We start from the raw sequence: 14450 nt of genomic DNA, 5'->3' as shown, positions 1-14450 counted from the left end.
GAGATGGGCATCGAGCATGCCTATATCGAGCTGGGCGGCTTCCGCATCGGCAAGACCGACTCGCTGTTCTCGACCTTCACCGACTATTCGTCGGGCGTGCTGAACGACGGCCTGGTTCCTTACGGCCCGTTCGGGACGCTGCAGATCGCCTATACCTACACCGGCGCGAACGGCTTCTCGGCCGCCATCGCGATCGAGCAGGGCGACGAGGATGAAGCCGTCAACTACTACCCAGTCGGCTTCCCTGTTGCAGACGGCGTCGGCGCGGGCATCACCGAGGACTACGCTCCGTATGTGGTCGGCGGCGTGTCGTTGACCCAGGGCTGGGGCAAGGTCGGCATCGTCGCCGGCTACGATAGCTGGGAAGACGAAGTCGCGATCAAGGGTCGCCTGGACGTCAACATCACCGACACCGCTTCGGTGTTCGTGATGGCTGCCTGGGATTCCGGTGGCGACAAATTCGACATCAACGGCGCGGGCGTGGTCACCGACAACGGGAGCAACTTCTACGCTCCTTGGGGCGGCGACTGGGCCATCTGGGGCGGCACGGCGATCAAGTTCAACGAGAAGGCGACCTTCAACGCCGAAGTTGGCTATGACGACTTCGAGAACTTCTCGATCGCTGCCAACGTCGCCTACCAACTGGTTCCCGGCTTCACGATCACGCCGGAAATCGCCTATGTCGACAATTTCGACAACGACGTCGAAGACGCCGACGCCTGGGGCATCAACGTCCGCTTCCAGCGCACGTTCTGATCGACCCTTCAGGGTTGACCAAACGAACCCGGCGGGTGACCGCCGGGTTTTTTGTTGCGATTCGGATTTCCGGATCGGCCCTATCCACGCTTGCGTCCAACACGCCGCTTGAGCCGTCCACCTCATGCCCATAAGAAGGAGCGCCGGTCCGAGGGAGAAGTCGCCTTGATGTTCAGCAAGATACTGATCGCCAACCGAGGCGAGATCGCCTGCCGCGTCATCAAGACGGCAAAAAAGATGGGCATCGCGACGGTCGCAGTCTATTCCGACGCCGACCGCGACGCCGTGCATGTCGAGATGGCGGACGAGGCAGTGCACATCGGCGCGGCCCCCGCCGCTCAGAGCTATTTGGTCGCCGAAAAGATCATCGAGGCCTGCAAGGCCACGGGCGCCGAGGCCGTGCATCCCGGCTACGGTTTTCTGTCGGAACGCGCATCCTTCTGCACGACGCTGGAACAGCAGGGCATCGTCTTCATCGGCCCGAAGCCGAAGGCCATCGAGGCGATGGGCGACAAGATCGAATCGAAAAAATTCGCCAATGCGGCGAAGGTGTCGACCGTGCCCGGTTATCTCGGGTTGATCGAGGACGGAGACCACGCGGAAAAGATCGCCGGCGAGATCGGCTATCCCGTCATGATCAAGGCTTCCGCCGGCGGTGGCGGCAAGGGCATGCGCATCGCCTGGTCGCAGGAGGAGGTGCGCGACGGTTTTGCCCGAGCCCGCTCCGAAGCGAAAAGTTCCTTCGGCGACGACCGCGTCTTCATCGAGAAGTTCGTGGTCGAGCCGCGTCACATCGAGATCCAGGTTCTGGCCGACGGCTACGGCAACGCCATTTATCTCGGCGAGCGCGAATGCTCGATCCAGCGCCGCAACCAGAAGGTCGTCGAGGAGGCTCCGTCTCCCTTCCTTGGCGAGCAGACGCGAAAGGCCATGGGCGAGCAGGCCGTGGCGCTGGCGAAGGCGGTCGACTACCAGAGCGCCGGCACTGTGGAGTTCATTGTCGACCGCAACAGGAACTTCTATTTCCTTGAAATGAATACGCGTTTGCAGGTCGAACATCCGGTGACGGAACTGGTTACCGGCATCGACCTGGTCGAGCAGATGATCCGCGTTGCCGCCGGCGAAAAACTGTCGATCCGACAGGAGGATGTGAAGCTGAACGGCTGGGCGGTCGAAAGCCGGCTCTACGCTGAAGATCCTTACCGCAACTTCCTGCCGTCGATCGGGCGGTTGACGCGATACCGGCCGCCGGAAGAGGGGCATTTCGGCGACGTCGTCGTGCGTAACGACACCGGGGTCACGGAAGGCTCCGATATCCCGATGTTCTACGACCCGATGATCGCGAAACTGTGCACCTGGGCGCCGGATCGTTTGACCGCGATCGACGCCATGTCGGCGGCGCTGGACGAGTTCGTCGTCGACGGCATTGAGCACAATATTCCCTTCCTGGCAGCGCTGATGCGCCACCCGCGCTGGCGCGAAGGGCGGCTCTCCACCGGCTTCATCGCGGAAGAGTATCCGGATGGGTTTGCGCCGGTCGCGCCGAACGACGAGGAAAAGGCAGTACTTGCCGCCGTGGCGACGGCGGTGGAGCTTTTGCGACGGGACCGCCTCGACCGGCTGACCGGCCGGCTTACTCCGCATTCCGGCGCGCTGAAGCCGGACTGGGTGGTGAAGATCGGCGCCGACTATCTGCAGGCGCATCTCGGCGAAGGCATGGTGTCGGTGCCGATGGAGCTCGACATGGCGATTGGCGGCGGCAAGCCGATGACAGTCGCGTCGGACTGGCGGCCCGGCGAGCCGGTGTGGCGCGGCACTGTCGGCGGCCGCACGGTTGCCGCGCAGCTCCGCCCGATCGAGAACGGGGTGCGCGTCGCCTGGCAGGGCATGTCGGTCGCGGCGCGAGTGATGCTGCCGCGCACGGCAGAGCTGGACCGACTGATGCCGGTGAAAGTGCCGCCGGACACTTCAAAACTGTTGCTCTGTCCCATGCCGGGCTTGGTCGTGTCGCTGGCCGTGACCGAGGGGCAGGAGGTGAAGGCCGGCGAGACGCTCGCCGTGGTCGAGGCGATGAAGATGGAGAATGTGCTGCGCGCCGAGCGTGACGTGACGGTCTCGAAGATCAACGCCAGGCCAGGCGACAGCCTTGCCGTCGACGCGGTGATCATGGAGTTTTCGTGAGCCTCGCCAGCGGACGAACTCCAGTCTAGAATAGCCGACTTCCTTCCTGTATAGAGCCGCCTTCCCGAAGGATGGGAAGGCAGGGCATTCCGCCCTTGCGTGTGACGATTGGGTGCGACGATGACGAAATGGTCCCCGAGTTCCTGGAGAGCCAAGCCGATCATGCAGGTTCCGGCCTATCCGGACGTTGCGGCGCTCACCGAGACCGAGGCCCGTCTCGCCAGCTTTCCGCCGCTGGTTTTTGCAGGTGAGGCGCGCAAGCTGAAGAAGCAGCTTGCAAGCGTGGCTGCCGGTGACGCATTTCTCCTCCAGGGCGGCGACTGTGCCGAGAGTTTCGCCGAGCATGGCGCGGACAATATCCGCGACTTCTTCCGCGTCTTCTTGCAGATGTCGGTGGTGCTGACCTTCGCCGGCGCCCAGCCGGTGGTGAAGATCGGCCGTGTCGCCGGGCAGTTCGCCAAGCCGCGCTCGTCCGACACCGAAACTAAGGGCGGCGTGACGCTGCCCGCCTATCGAGGCGACATCATCAACGGCACCGGTTTCGACGAAAAATCGCGCATTCCCGATCCGGCGCGCCAGGAGATGGCCTACCGCCAGTCCGCGGCGACGCTCAACCTGTTGCGCGCATTCGCGCAGGGCGGTTATGCCAGCCTGGAGAACGTGCATCGCTGGATGCTGGGCTTCGTTTCCGACAGCCCGCAGGGCGACCGTTACGAGGCGCTTGCCAACCGCATCACCGAGACGATGGACTTCATGCGGGCGATCGGCATCACCTCGGAAACCAACTATTCGCTGCGCGAGACCGATTTCTACACCAGCCACGAGGCGCTGCTGCTCGGCTATGAGGAGGCGTTGACGCGCGTCGATTCGACATCCGGCGACTGGTACGCAACCTCGGGCCACATGATCTGGGTCGGCGACCGTACCCGCCAGCCCGACCACGCACATATCGAATACTGCCGCGGCATCAAGAACCCCCTCGGGCTGAAATGCGGTCCGTCGCTGACGCCGGACGGCCTGTTGCAACTGATCGACCTGCTCAATCCCGAGAACGAGCCGGGCCGGCTGACGCTGATCGCGCGCTTCGGCGCCGACAAGGTCGGCGAGCACCTCCCGAAGCTGGTGCGCGCCGTGAAGAAGGAGGGCCGCAATGTCGTGTGGTCCTGTGACCCCATGCACGGCAACACGATCACGCTGAACAGCTACAAGACGCGTCCGTTCGATCGCATCCTCAAGGAGGTGCAATCGTTCTTCGACGTCCACCACGCGGAAGGCACGCATCCGGGCGGCATCCATATCGAGATGACCGGCAAGAACGTCACCGAATGCACGGGCGGCGCGCGAGCCATCACCGCCGAGGATCTGCAAGACCGTTACCATACGCATTGCGATCCGCGGCTCAACGCCGATCAGGCGATCGAACTGGCCTTCCTGGTCTCGGAGTTGCTGAAGAAAGGCGCCCGGCCGGCCCAGCGCAAGGTCGTCAACGGCTGATTTTTCTTCCTTCTCCCCGTTCACTGGGAGAAGAGAGCTATCCCTCAATCCTTCTTGTAGAGCAGCCAGCTCTTCAGCGGCTTGTCCTGCACGGATGAGAATTTGGTCACCCGGTTGCGGCCGGTGATTTTCGAACGGTAGAGCGCACGATCGGCCTTGGCGTATAGGTCGTCCGGGCCGTCCGCTTCCGAGGCCATACAGATGCCCATGCACACCGTCACCGGGCCGTAATTGACGCCGGTCGGCGAGGAAAACAGCGTCTGCTGTATCGTCGCGCGCAGCCCGTCGGCGAGATCGAATGTGGCCTGCTCGCTGGCGCCCTCAAGGATCAGCGCGAACTCCTCACCGCCGGTGCGGGCCACGAACATGTCGGCGGGTAGATTGCCGTGCAGGATCTCCGCCACCAACTGGATGATCTTGTCGCCGACCGGATGGCCGAAGCGGTCGTTGATCTCCTTGAAGCGGTCGATGTCGGCCAGCACCAGCGCCGCGAACATGACGCCTTTGCGGTCGTTGTAGATGTCGGCTATCTGCTTGTCGAAGGCGCGCCGATTCCAGATGCGTGTCAACGGATCGGTGTCGGCTAGGATCTTGTATTTCTCCAGTGCCGATTTGACGCTCTCCAGTTCGGCGGATTTCTCACTCAGCGTGGTCGCAACCTGCTTGCCGTGGTCGATCGTCGAGGCGGTCGCCACACTCATCACGCTGACAATCCGCTGCAACAACTCGCGACTCATCGCGTGGCGGCTGGCCAGCCCGTCCGAAGTCTCCGTCAGCACCTCGCCATATTTCTCGATATGCGAGCGTTCGTGGCGTAACAGGCGCGCCACGTCCTCCAACTCCCTGGCCAGCGTCTCGCGCGCCGTTGCGACGATGGCGTGTTCATGATTCTGGGCGAAAAACTTTCTGCCGATCCTGTCCAACTCCTCCTGGGAGGGGCGTTTGCTGAGCGACACCACTTCCAGTGTCAGTTCGTGGTTCGATCCGGTCAGCGCCTCGTAGAAGATCTCATAGTTGCGGGGCAGGCCCATCACGCCCATTTGCCGCATGGTCGTGACGACACTCATGGCGATGTCGTTCGATTTCTCCGCGGGAGCCATGGCCGCCTGCATTTATGATTTCTCCCACCTCACGCGAATCGCGCCCGGCCCGCTCAGTGTTTCCGGATCGGCCTTCATGCCGGCCCGGAGAAGGCATTCTGCCCTGCGGAAAGAGGGCGCGGAAGTCATGCCCGCACCCGATATCCGTAAGATTGCAGAGCCCCCGCTAATGTTTCCTTAATTGCAGTGGAACGGACGAAGACTTCGTGAGATCTTTCAAGGTCTTGTGGCCGGCGCCGAATACTCGTGTCGCCTTTGTGGCAGGCCCGTGGCAAGCCATGTCGCATTCAGGCCCACGGCCGCGCCCAAACGATGCGAGGTCTTCTTTTCACATCCGTGCGAACCGGCTGGGGAAGACACCATGGACGACATCCACACAGGTTCCTGCAATTGCGGCGCGGTCCGCATCCGCACCAGCGGCAGGCTGCGCGACGTGGTCTATTGCCACTGCTCGCAGTGCCGGAAGCAAACCGGCCACTTCTTCGCGGCGACCAGCGTGGCGGCGTCTAGGCTTGTCATCGACGGAGAGGAATTCGTCGCCTGGTATGCGGCGTCGCCCAATGCCAGGCGTGGCTTCTGTCGTGTCTGCGGTTCGGCGCTGTTCTGGAAACAGGAAGGTGGCGATACGGTCTCAATCCTCGCTGGCGCCTTTGACCGCCCGACTGGCTTGAAGGGGGCGATGCACATCTTCGCGGCAGACAAAGGCGACTACTACTCGATCGAGGACGGACTGCCGGTCCATCCGGAATGGTGGCCGGACGAACCGTTCGCTGCGTAGGCCTTGACCACCAAAGCGCCAAGCCTCTGTCCGCTCATTGGCGCAGGTCGTCTCGTGCTTAGGCTATTGCCGAGCAGAGGAGGAATGCACAGACGAGCCTCCGGGGCACCGCGAATTTTGGGGACCAATCTTTCCCCGCGAAAGGGTTTTGTTGCATAATCGCCACAATGCGTTGCATACATCCGTGACGATCCGGACCAAGCGAGCAGCATGGCAATCGACACACCAGTGGCCCAGGCGTCTATTTTCCCGAATGCCCGCGCATTCGAGGGACGTCGGCTATTGGCGCTCACCGGTGTCATCGCGGTGTTCGGTGCGCTGGTCACGGCGGGACTTTCTTTCGCGATTCTGGTCGGGGCAACGTCGATCGCACCCGATAGCGCCACGACGCTGGCCGGTATCATCGGGATAAACGCCGTCTTCGTCATCTTCCTGATCAGCCTGATCGCCCGAGAGGTTCATCGCATCCTGGCGGCGCGGCGCAACGAAAAGGCGGCGGCGCGGCTGCATGTTCGTATCGTGGCCATGTTTTCGGTCGTGGCGGCGATTCCTGCGATCATCGTTGCGATATTCGCCTCCATCACGCTCGACATCGGACTCGACCGCTGGTTCGAAATCCGCACCAAGACCATCGTCAACTCGTCGCTGTCCATCGCCGAAGCCTATGTGCAGGAAAATGCCCGCAATCTGCAGGGTACGACCCTGTCGATGGCCTACGACCTGACCAATGCCCGGACGCTGTTCAACCTCGACCGTACCGGCTTCCGCGACTTCCTCACCCAGCAGGCCGCCGGTAGAGCGCTGGCGCATGCGGCGCTGATCCGCCCCGACGGTTCCTTTATCATGCAGGCGCAGACAGCGGCCGATTTCCCCATGCCGGAACCGCCTGCCGGCGCTGTGGGTGACGCCGAGAGCGGCCAGCCGGTGCTGATCGAGCCTCGCACCAAGAACATCGTCGGCGCCGTGGTGAAACTGCGCGAGTTCGACGACACCTATCTCTTCACCATCCGCCTGGTCGACCCGGATGTGATCAGGGCGCGCCAGATCGTGACTGCCAACACCGCCGCCTATCGTGGGCTGGAAGCCAACCGTCGAACCACGCAGGTGGCTTTCGCGCTGCTTTATCTTGGCGTGACTCTGGTTATCGTACTGGCGGCGATCTGGACCGGCATCGCGGTCGCCGACCGGCTGGTGCGGCCGATTCGACAGTTGATCGGCGCCGCTGACGAAGTGGCGACCGGCAATCTCGACGTGTCGGTGCCAGTGCGCGCCTCCGATGGCGACGTGGCCTCGCTGGGCGACACCTTCAACAAAATGATCCTGCAACTGAAATCGCAGCGCAACGAGATTCTGACCGCCAAGGATCTGGCCGACGAGCGGCGGCGTTTCTCGGAAGCGGTGCTGGCGGGGGTAACGGCCGGCGTCATCGGCGTCGATTCCGGCGGTGTGATCACCATCGTCAACCGCTCGGCCGAAACCATGCTTGCGATTTCGGCGCAGGCCAGCGTCGGCCAGACGCTGTCCAAGGTGCTGCCGCATGTCGGCAAGGTGTTCGAGGTCGGACGCAGTTCCGGCCGACCGGTCCACCGCGAGCAGGTCACCTTCTTCCGTGCCGGCACCGAGCGCACTTTCAACGTGCAGGTGACCGTGGAACGCGGCGACCACGATACAGCCGAGCAGGATTTCGTCGTGACGGTGGACGACATCACCGACCTGGTGACAGCGCAACGCACCTCCGCCTGGGCGGATGTGGCGCGCCGTATCGCGCACGAGATCAAGAACCCGCTGACGCCGATCCAGCTTTCGGCCGAACGCATCCGCCGCCGCTACGGCAAAGTGATCACCGAGGATCGCGAGGTCTTCGACCAGTGCACGGATACGATCGTCCGCCAGGTGGGCGACATCGGCCGCATGGTCGACGAATTTTCGTCCTTCGCCCGCATGCCGAAGCCGGAGATCAGGGATGTCGACTTGCGCGAACCGTTGCGCGAAGCGTCCTTCCTGGTAGAGGTGAGCCGTTCGGACATTGCTTTTGAGCGCGATTATGGCGGGGAGGCGCTGAAGGGCAAGTTCGACAGCCGGTTGTTGGCTCAGGCGTTCGGCAACGTCATCAAGAACGCCACCGAAGCGATCGACGCCGTGCCCGGTCCGGACCGCGAGCCCGGTCTCGTGCGTATAGCCGCCAGGAACAAGAGTGGGCTCATCCGTGTCGATGTGATGGACAACGGAAAGGGCCTGCCGCGCGAGAATCGTCAAAGGCTGCTCGAGCCCTATATGACGACACGCGAAAAGGGCACCGGCCTTGGCCTGGCCATCGTCAAGAAGATCGTCGAGGACCATGGCGGCTGGCTGGAACTGCACGATGCGCCTGCGGAGTTCGGTGGCGGCAAGGGCGCGATGGTGAGCATTTTCCTGCCGGCGTCTTCAGACGCCGGTGGAGGGGAGGCCGAGGGAGCCTCCGGACAGCAGCAACGAAAAACTGAGAAGGTCGGGGATGGCGTCTGATATACTTGTCGTCGATGACGAAGAAGACATTCGCGAACTGGTCGCCGGTATCCTGAGCGACGAGGGCCACGAGACGCGCACGGCGCACGACGCCGACAGTGCGCTGGCCTCGATCGCCGGGCGTGTGCCGCGTCTGGTGTTTCTGGACATCTGGCTGCAGGGCTCGCGTCTCGACGGTCTGGCGCTGCTCGACGAGATCAAGACGCTGCATCCCAACCTGGCTGTGGTGATGATCTCCGGCCACGGCAACATCGAGACGGCGGTGTCGGCCATAAGGCGCGGCGCCTACGACTTCATCGAGAAGCCCTTCAAGGCCGATCGGCTGATCCTGGTCGCGGAGCGCGCCCTGGAGACCTCCAAGTTGAAGCGCGAGGTGTCGGAGTTGAAGAGCCGCAGCGGCGACACCTCGGACCTGATCGGCATGTCCTCGGCGATGACGCAACTGCGCCAGACCATCGATCGCGTTGCCCCCACCAACAGCCGCGTCATGATCGTCGGACCGTCCGGGTCCGGCAAGGAGCAGGTGGCGCGCGCCATCCACGCGGCCTCGGTGCGCAAGACCGCACCGTTCGTATCGCTGAATGCCGCCACCATCACGCCCGAGCGCATGGAGATCGAACTGTTCGGCACGGAGTCCAACGGCACCGAGCGCAAGGTCGGCGCGCTGGAGGAGGCACATCGCGGCATACTCTATCTCGACGAGGTTGCTGACATGCCGCGCGAGACACAGGCGAAGATCCTGCGGGTGTTGGTCGAGCAGCAGTTCGAGCGGGTAGGGGGCACCAAACGCGTCAAGGTCGACGTACGCGTGATCTCCTCCACCGCCCAGAATCTCGAAAGCATGATCGCCGAGGGTCGCTTCCGCGAGGATCTCTATCACAGGCTGGCGGTGGTTCCTGTGCTTGTGCCCGGCCTGGCCGAGCGGCGCGAGGACATACCCTATCTGGTCGACGGCTTCATGAAGCAATATGCGCGCAACGCCGGCATAAAGCAGCGGCGCATCGCCGACGATGCGATGGCGGTGCTGCAGGCGCACAACTGGCCTGGCAACGTGCGCCAGTTGCGCAACAATATCGAGCGGCTGATGATCCTGGTGCGCGGCGACGATGTCGACGCGCCGATCACAGCAGACTTGCTGCCGTCGGAGATTGGCGACGTCATGCCGCGCGCACCCAGCCAGAACGACCAGCACATCATGGCCCTGCCGCTGCGCGAAGCGCGCGAAATGTTCGAAAAGGGTTATCTCATCGCCCAGATCAACCGATTCGGTGGAAACATCTCGCGGACGGCGGAGTTCATCGGCATGGAACGTTCGGCGCTACATCGCAAATTGAAGTCCCTCGGGGTCTGAGTATGCGCATCCGCCTCGCCTTTTCCGATATCTGAATGCGAGTCATCATCTGTGGGGCGGGCCAGGTTGGCTATGGCATCGCCGAGCGGCTGGCGGCCGAGAAGAACGACGTCTCGATCATCGACACCTCGCCCGACCTGATCCAGGCGGTGCGTGATGCGCTCGACGTGCGCGGCTTCGTCGGCCACGGCGCGCATCCGGACGTGCTGGAGAAGGCCGGCGCGCAGCAGGCCGACATGATCATCGCGGTGACGCTCTACGACGAGGTCAACATCGTGGCCTGCGAGGTGGCGCATGCGCTCTTCAACGTGCCGATGAAGATCGCCCGCATACGCGCGCAATCCTATCTGCAACCGCACTATCAGGATCTGTTCTCGCGCGAGCACCTTCCGATCGACGTCATCATCTCTCCGGAACTGGAGGTCGGCGAGATGGTGATGCGGCGCATCGCCCTGCCGGGAGCGATGGACGTGGTGCGTTTCGCCGACAACAAGATCGCCACCGTGGCAATCGAATGCCTAGATGATTGTCCGGTCATCAACACGCCGTTGTCGCAGCTATCCCAATTGTTTCCCGACCTGCCCGCGACCGTGGTCGGCGTCAACCGGGCGGGCAAACTCTTCATTCCGCGCTCGGCCGACCAGCTTCTTGTCGGCGACATCGCCTATGTCGTGGCGAACCGCGACCAGATCCGACGCACGCTCGGCCTGTTCGGCCACGAGGAGCAGGAGGCGACCCGGATCGTGATCGCCGGTGGCGGCAACATCGGTCTTTACGTCGCCCGCCAGATCGAGCAGCGGCAGACCCGCACCAAGATCAAGATCATCGAATCCAACCGCGACCGCGCTGTCGCCGCCGCCGATTCCCTGCGCCGCACCGTGGTGCTGCATGGCAGCGCGCTCGACCAGAGGCTGCTACACGAGGCCGACATCCAGGATGCCGAGTTGATGGTGGCGCTCACCAACAATGACCAGGTGAACATCCTGTCCAGCGTCATGGCGAAACGGCTGGGCTGCAAGTCCAATCTGGCGCTGATCAACAACCCGAGCTTTCTCGACATCACCAAGACGGTGGGCATCGACGCCACGCTGAATCCCGGCTCGGTGACGATATCGCGTGTCTTGCAGCATGTGCGGCGGGGACGCATCCGGGCCGTGCACAGCCTGCAGCAGGGCGCGGCAGAGGTCATCGAGGCCGAGGCACTGGAAACATCGCCGCTGGTGGGCGTCTCGCTGCGGGATATCGACCTGCCGGACGGGATACGAATCGGAGCCGTCTACCGCGACGGCGCGGTGCTGAAACCGAACGGCTCGCTGCGCATCAAGGCCAAGGACCGGGTCGTGATCTTCGCATTACAGAAGGCGGTCAAGCAGGTCGAACAGATGTTCCGCGTCAGCCTGGAATTCTTCTGACCATAGCCTGGACGAATGCGGGCGATACAGCGGCAGCCAGCCGTGCGCGGCATCTACGCCGCGAACACCTTCATCCGCACGATCCGCAGAAAACCCTCGTCGCCGGCACGAACAACGGTCTCCGGAGGAACGTCGAGTTCCACCGTCTCGCCGCCCGCCGTGCGGGCCACCAGCCGCCTTCCGTCTGGCCGGTCGATGACGCGAAGAACGGAGGCCGGAATGCCGCTTTCGCGCGACCATTCGAGATCGCTGGGGCGGGCGTAAACCTCGGCCGCGCCGTCCGGACAGCCGTCCGCGTCGAGCGTGACGCCGCCGATCGAGGCTACGCCGCTCTTGACGCTGCCGGACAGCCGGTTGGTGTCGCCAAGGAATTTCATGACGAAGGCGGAGGAGGGGTTGCGGCAGACCTCCTCCGGCGTTCCCTGTTGGATTATTTTTCCCTCATTGAGGATGACGACGCGGTCGGCGAGGTCGAGCGCTTCTTCTTGGTCGTGGGTGACGAAGATCGTGGTGATGCCGAGTTCGCCGTGGATCTCGCGCAGCCAGCGGCGCAGGTCGCGCCGTACATTGGCGTCGAGCGCGCCGAACGGTTCGTCGAGCAGCAGCACCTTCGGGTCGACGGCGAGCGCGCGGGCCAGAGCCACGCGCTGGCGCTGGCCGCCGGAGATCTGGGTAGGGAAGCGTTCGCCGAGCCCTTCCAGCCGCACGAGGCGCAAAAGGTCGGCGACCCGCGCCGACATTTCGGCGGGCGAGCGGCGCACCTTCGACACCTTCATGCCGAAGGAGATGTTTTCGGCGACCGTCATATGCGGGAACAGCGCATAGTGCTGGAAGACGAAACCGACGCCGCGGTCGCGCACCGGAATGTCAGTAGCGTCCTGGTCGCCGAAATAGATGTGGCCGCCATCGGCGAATTCGAGGCCGGCGACCATGCGCAGGATCGTCGTCTTGCCGGAGCCGGAGGGGCCGAGCAGGGCCAGCAGCTCGCCGCTTTCGATGTCGAGCGACACGCCATGCACGGCGCGGAACGTGTCGAAGGTTTTCACGACGTTGTCGAGACGGATCTTCATGCGGATTTTCCAGTGGGCGCGGCGAGCGCCGGGCGGTGGACGCGGCCGGCGCCCTGGCGTTCGAGCAAGACCTTGGCGACGATGGTGACGAGGGCGAGCACGGTGAGGATGGAAGCGGCGGCGAAGGCGCCGGCCGTCTGGTAGTCGTGGTAGAGCAGTTCGATATGCAGCGGCAGCGTGTTGGTCTGGCCGCGTATGTTGCCCGAGACGACGGAAACCGCGCCGAACTCGCCCATGACGCGGGCGTTGCACAGGACGACGCCGTAGAGCAGCGCCCAGCGGATGTTTGGCAGCGTGACCGAGAAGAAGGTGCGCCAGCCGGATGCCCCTAGAGACGTGGCGGCTTCCTCGAGATCGCGGCCCTGCGCCTGCATCAGCGGCACCAGTTCGCGCACCACGAAAGGCGCGGTGACGAACATCGAGGCAAGTACAATGCCGGGCAGCGCAAAGAGTATCTTGACGTCCCAGGCTTCCAGCAGCGGCCCGAACAGGCCTTGCAGGCCATAGACGAACAGATAGGCGACACCGGCGACGATCGGCGAGATCGAGAACGGGATTTCTATCACCACCAGAAGGAAGCGGCGGCCCCAAAAGTCGAACTTGGTGATCGCCCAGGCGGCGGCGATGCCGAAGGCGGTGTTGATGGGCACGGCGATCAGCGCCGTCAGGACAGTCAACAGGATGGCGTGGCGGGTGTCCGGATGGGAGATGGTTCTTGCAAAACCGTCAAGCCCGAGCGAAGCCGCCTGGGCGAAGATGACGATCAGCGGCGCCAGTATCAGAAGCGCGCCGACGGTGAGCACGAAGCCGATCAGGGTGCGGCGCACCGCCGGGCTGTCGCCGACGCGGGGAGGGCGGCGCTTCGCTTGCGGCATGGTCAGCCCCTCGCCGTGTAGCGCAGGGCGCGGGCCTGTAGGATGTTGGTGGCGGCGAGCATCAGGAAGGCGGCGATCAGCAGCACCGAGGCGATTGCCGCGGCGGCCTGGTAGTCATATTCCTCCAGCCGGATGAAGGCGAGCAGCGCGGTGATCTCCGTCGACATCGGCTGGTTGCCGGCGATGAAGATGATGGCGCCGAATTCGCCGAGGCTACGGGCGAAGGACAGTGACAGGCCGGCGAGCAGAGCGGGCATCAGCAGCGGCAGGATCCCGCGCAGGAAGATCGAGCGGTCGGAACCGCCGAGCGTCTGCGCTGCTTCCTCCAACGTCGGGTCGAGATCCTCCAGCACGGGCTGCACGGTGCGCACGATGAAGGGCAGGCTGGTGAAGGACATGGCGACCATGATGCCGAGCGGCGTGTAGGCGACCTTGACGCCGGTCTCCGCGAGGGCCGAGCCGAACCAGCCGTTCGGCGCGAACAGCGTGGTGAGCGCGATGCCGGCGACTGCCGTGGGCAGCGCGAAGGGCAGGTCGACGATGGCGTCCACCAGCCGCTTGCCGGGGAAGGAATAGCGCACCAGCACCCAGGCCAGGGCCAGGCCGAAGACCAGGTTGAAGGCGGTGGCGGCCAGCGCCGACAGCACGGTGACGCGGTAGCTGGCGACGGCGCGCGCCGAGGAGACGATGCGCCAGTAGTCCTCGGGGCCGAGGCTCGCCGCCTTGAACACCAGCGCGCCGAGCGGCAGCACGACGATCAGGCCGACATAGAACAGGGTGATGCCGAGCGACAGCGGCAGGCCGGGCAGGACGCGGCGGCGCTTCTTACCCTCCCCCTTGTGGGGAGGGTCGTTCCGCGTAGCGGAGCGGGGTGGGGGTGAAGATTCCATACTACGACCCGCACCCCGTCTCGCAAGCCTCGCGTTGC

At 63.9% G+C, this 14450-nt stretch carries 11 protein-coding genes; 7 read left to right on the top strand and 4 right to left on the bottom strand.

What is annotated here, in order from left to right:
• From RB623_RS28710 to RB623_RS28700, 3 genes are all read left to right on the top strand, one after another.
• Positions 1-756, top strand: a 756-nt coding sequence (locus RB623_RS28710) for a porin (RefSeq protein ID WP_308060554.1), incomplete at its 5' end; no start/stop codon positions are given.
• A 168-nt stretch (positions 757-924) separates the two neighbouring features.
• Positions 925-2937, top strand: coding sequence for an acetyl/propionyl/methylcrotonyl-CoA carboxylase subunit alpha (locus tag RB623_RS28705; protein ID WP_308060553.1), 2013 nt, complete (start codon positions 925-927; stop codon positions 2935-2937).
• Positions 2938-3057: 120 nt separating this feature from the next.
• A complete protein-coding gene (locus RB623_RS28700; RefSeq protein WP_308060552.1) occupies positions 3058-4431 on the top strand; it encodes a class II 3-deoxy-7-phosphoheptulonate synthase in 1374 nt (457 codons plus the stop codon).
• Positions 4432-4475: 44 nt separating this feature from the next.
• Here RB623_RS28700 and RB623_RS28695 read toward each other — a convergent pair whose 3' ends face one another.
• Positions 4476-5543: a GGDEF domain-containing protein gene (locus tag RB623_RS28695; protein WP_308060551.1), complete on the bottom strand. Its 1068-nt coding sequence runs from the start codon at positions 5541-5543 to the stop codon at positions 4476-4478.
• A gap of 349 nt (positions 5544-5892) precedes the next feature.
• Between RB623_RS28695 and RB623_RS28690 the strand changes: the two genes are divergently transcribed.
• The 4 genes from RB623_RS28690 (at position 5893) to trkA (ending at position 11577) form a co-directional block, all read left to right on the top strand.
• The gene (locus RB623_RS28690; RefSeq protein WP_308060550.1) at positions 5893-6309 is read left to right on the top strand and encodes a GFA family protein; all 417 of its coding nucleotides are present in this window, start codon (positions 5893-5895) and stop codon (positions 6307-6309) included.
• Positions 6310-6519: 210 nt separating this feature from the next.
• On the top strand, positions 6520-8814 hold the full coding sequence (locus tag RB623_RS28685; protein ID WP_308060549.1) for a PAS domain-containing sensor histidine kinase: 2295 nt from the start codon (positions 6520-6522) through the stop codon (positions 8812-8814).
• Positions 8804-10165, top strand: a complete 1362-nt coding sequence (locus RB623_RS28680) for a sigma-54 dependent transcriptional regulator (protein ID WP_308060548.1) — start codon at positions 8804-8806, stop codon at positions 10163-10165. Before RB623_RS28685 ends, RB623_RS28680 begins: the two co-directional genes overlap by 11 nt.
• A 35-nt stretch (positions 10166-10200) precedes the next feature.
• Positions 10201-11577: a Trk system potassium transporter TrkA gene (trkA, locus tag RB623_RS28675; protein WP_308060547.1), complete on the top strand. Its 1377-nt coding sequence runs from the start codon at positions 10201-10203 to the stop codon at positions 11575-11577.
• Positions 11578-11630: 53 nt separating this feature from the next.
• On the opposite strand, the gene RB623_RS28670 is transcribed toward trkA, so the two are convergent.
• Genes RB623_RS28670 through cysT form a run of 3 tightly spaced genes read right to left on the bottom strand, consistent with a single transcriptional unit; the run spans position 11631 to position 14412 of the window.
• Complete coding sequence (locus tag RB623_RS28670; RefSeq protein WP_308060546.1) at positions 11631-12647, bottom strand: sulfate/molybdate ABC transporter ATP-binding protein; 1017 nt, start codon at positions 12645-12647, stop codon at positions 11631-11633.
• Positions 12644-13522, bottom strand: a complete 879-nt coding sequence (gene cysW / locus RB623_RS28665; RefSeq protein WP_374121756.1) for a sulfate ABC transporter permease subunit CysW — start codon at positions 13520-13522, stop codon at positions 12644-12646. The genes RB623_RS28670 and cysW overlap by 4 nt, the downstream gene beginning before the upstream one ends.
• Positions 13523-13524: 2 nt before the next feature.
• Positions 13525-14412 carry a sulfate ABC transporter permease subunit CysT gene (gene cysT, locus RB623_RS28660; RefSeq protein ID WP_308060545.1) on the bottom strand — a complete coding sequence of 296 codons (888 nt, stop codon included), beginning with the start codon at positions 14410-14412 and terminating at the stop codon, positions 13525-13527.
• Positions 14413-14450: the final 38 nt, after the last annotated feature.

It is taken from the genome of Mesorhizobium sp. LHD-90, from assembly GCF_030929505.1.
In the GTDB taxonomy this organism is placed as follows: Bacteria; Pseudomonadota; Alphaproteobacteria; order Rhizobiales; family Rhizobiaceae; genus Kumtagia.
The sequence above is the reverse complement of the archived record's forward strand: the minus strand, read 5'-3'. Positions and strand labels throughout refer to the sequence as shown.

Coding starts and splice junctions, on each gene's coding strand:
- RB623_RS28695 (WP_308060551.1), bottom strand. CDS start 5,543: ATGCAGGCGGCCATGGCTCCCGCGGAGAAATCGAACGACATCGCCATG.
- RB623_RS28690 (WP_308060550.1), top strand. CDS start 5,893: ATGGACGACATCCACACAGGTTCCTGCAATTGCGGCGCGGTCCGCATC.
- RB623_RS28700 (WP_308060552.1), top strand. CDS start 3,058: ATGACGAAATGGTCCCCGAGTTCCTGGAGAGCCAAGCCGATCATGCAG.
- RB623_RS28670 (WP_308060546.1), bottom strand. CDS start 12,647: ATGAAGATCCGTCTCGACAACGTCGTGAAAACCTTCGACACGTTCCGC.
- RB623_RS28705 (WP_308060553.1), top strand. CDS start 925: ATGTTCAGCAAGATACTGATCGCCAACCGAGGCGAGATCGCCTGCCGC.
- cysT (WP_308060545.1), bottom strand. CDS start 14,412: ATGGAATCTTCACCCCCACCCCGCTCCGCTACGCGGAACGACCCTCCC.
- cysW (WP_374121756.1), bottom strand. CDS start 13,522: ATGCCGCAAGCGAAGCGCCGCCCTCCCCGCGTCGGCGACAGCCCGGCG.
- trkA (WP_308060547.1), top strand. CDS start 10,201: ATGCGAGTCATCATCTGTGGGGCGGGCCAGGTTGGCTATGGCATCGCC.
- RB623_RS28685 (WP_308060549.1), top strand. CDS start 6,520: ATGGCAATCGACACACCAGTGGCCCAGGCGTCTATTTTCCCGAATGCC.
- RB623_RS28680 (WP_308060548.1), top strand. CDS start 8,804: ATGGCGTCTGATATACTTGTCGTCGATGACGAAGAAGACATTCGCGAA.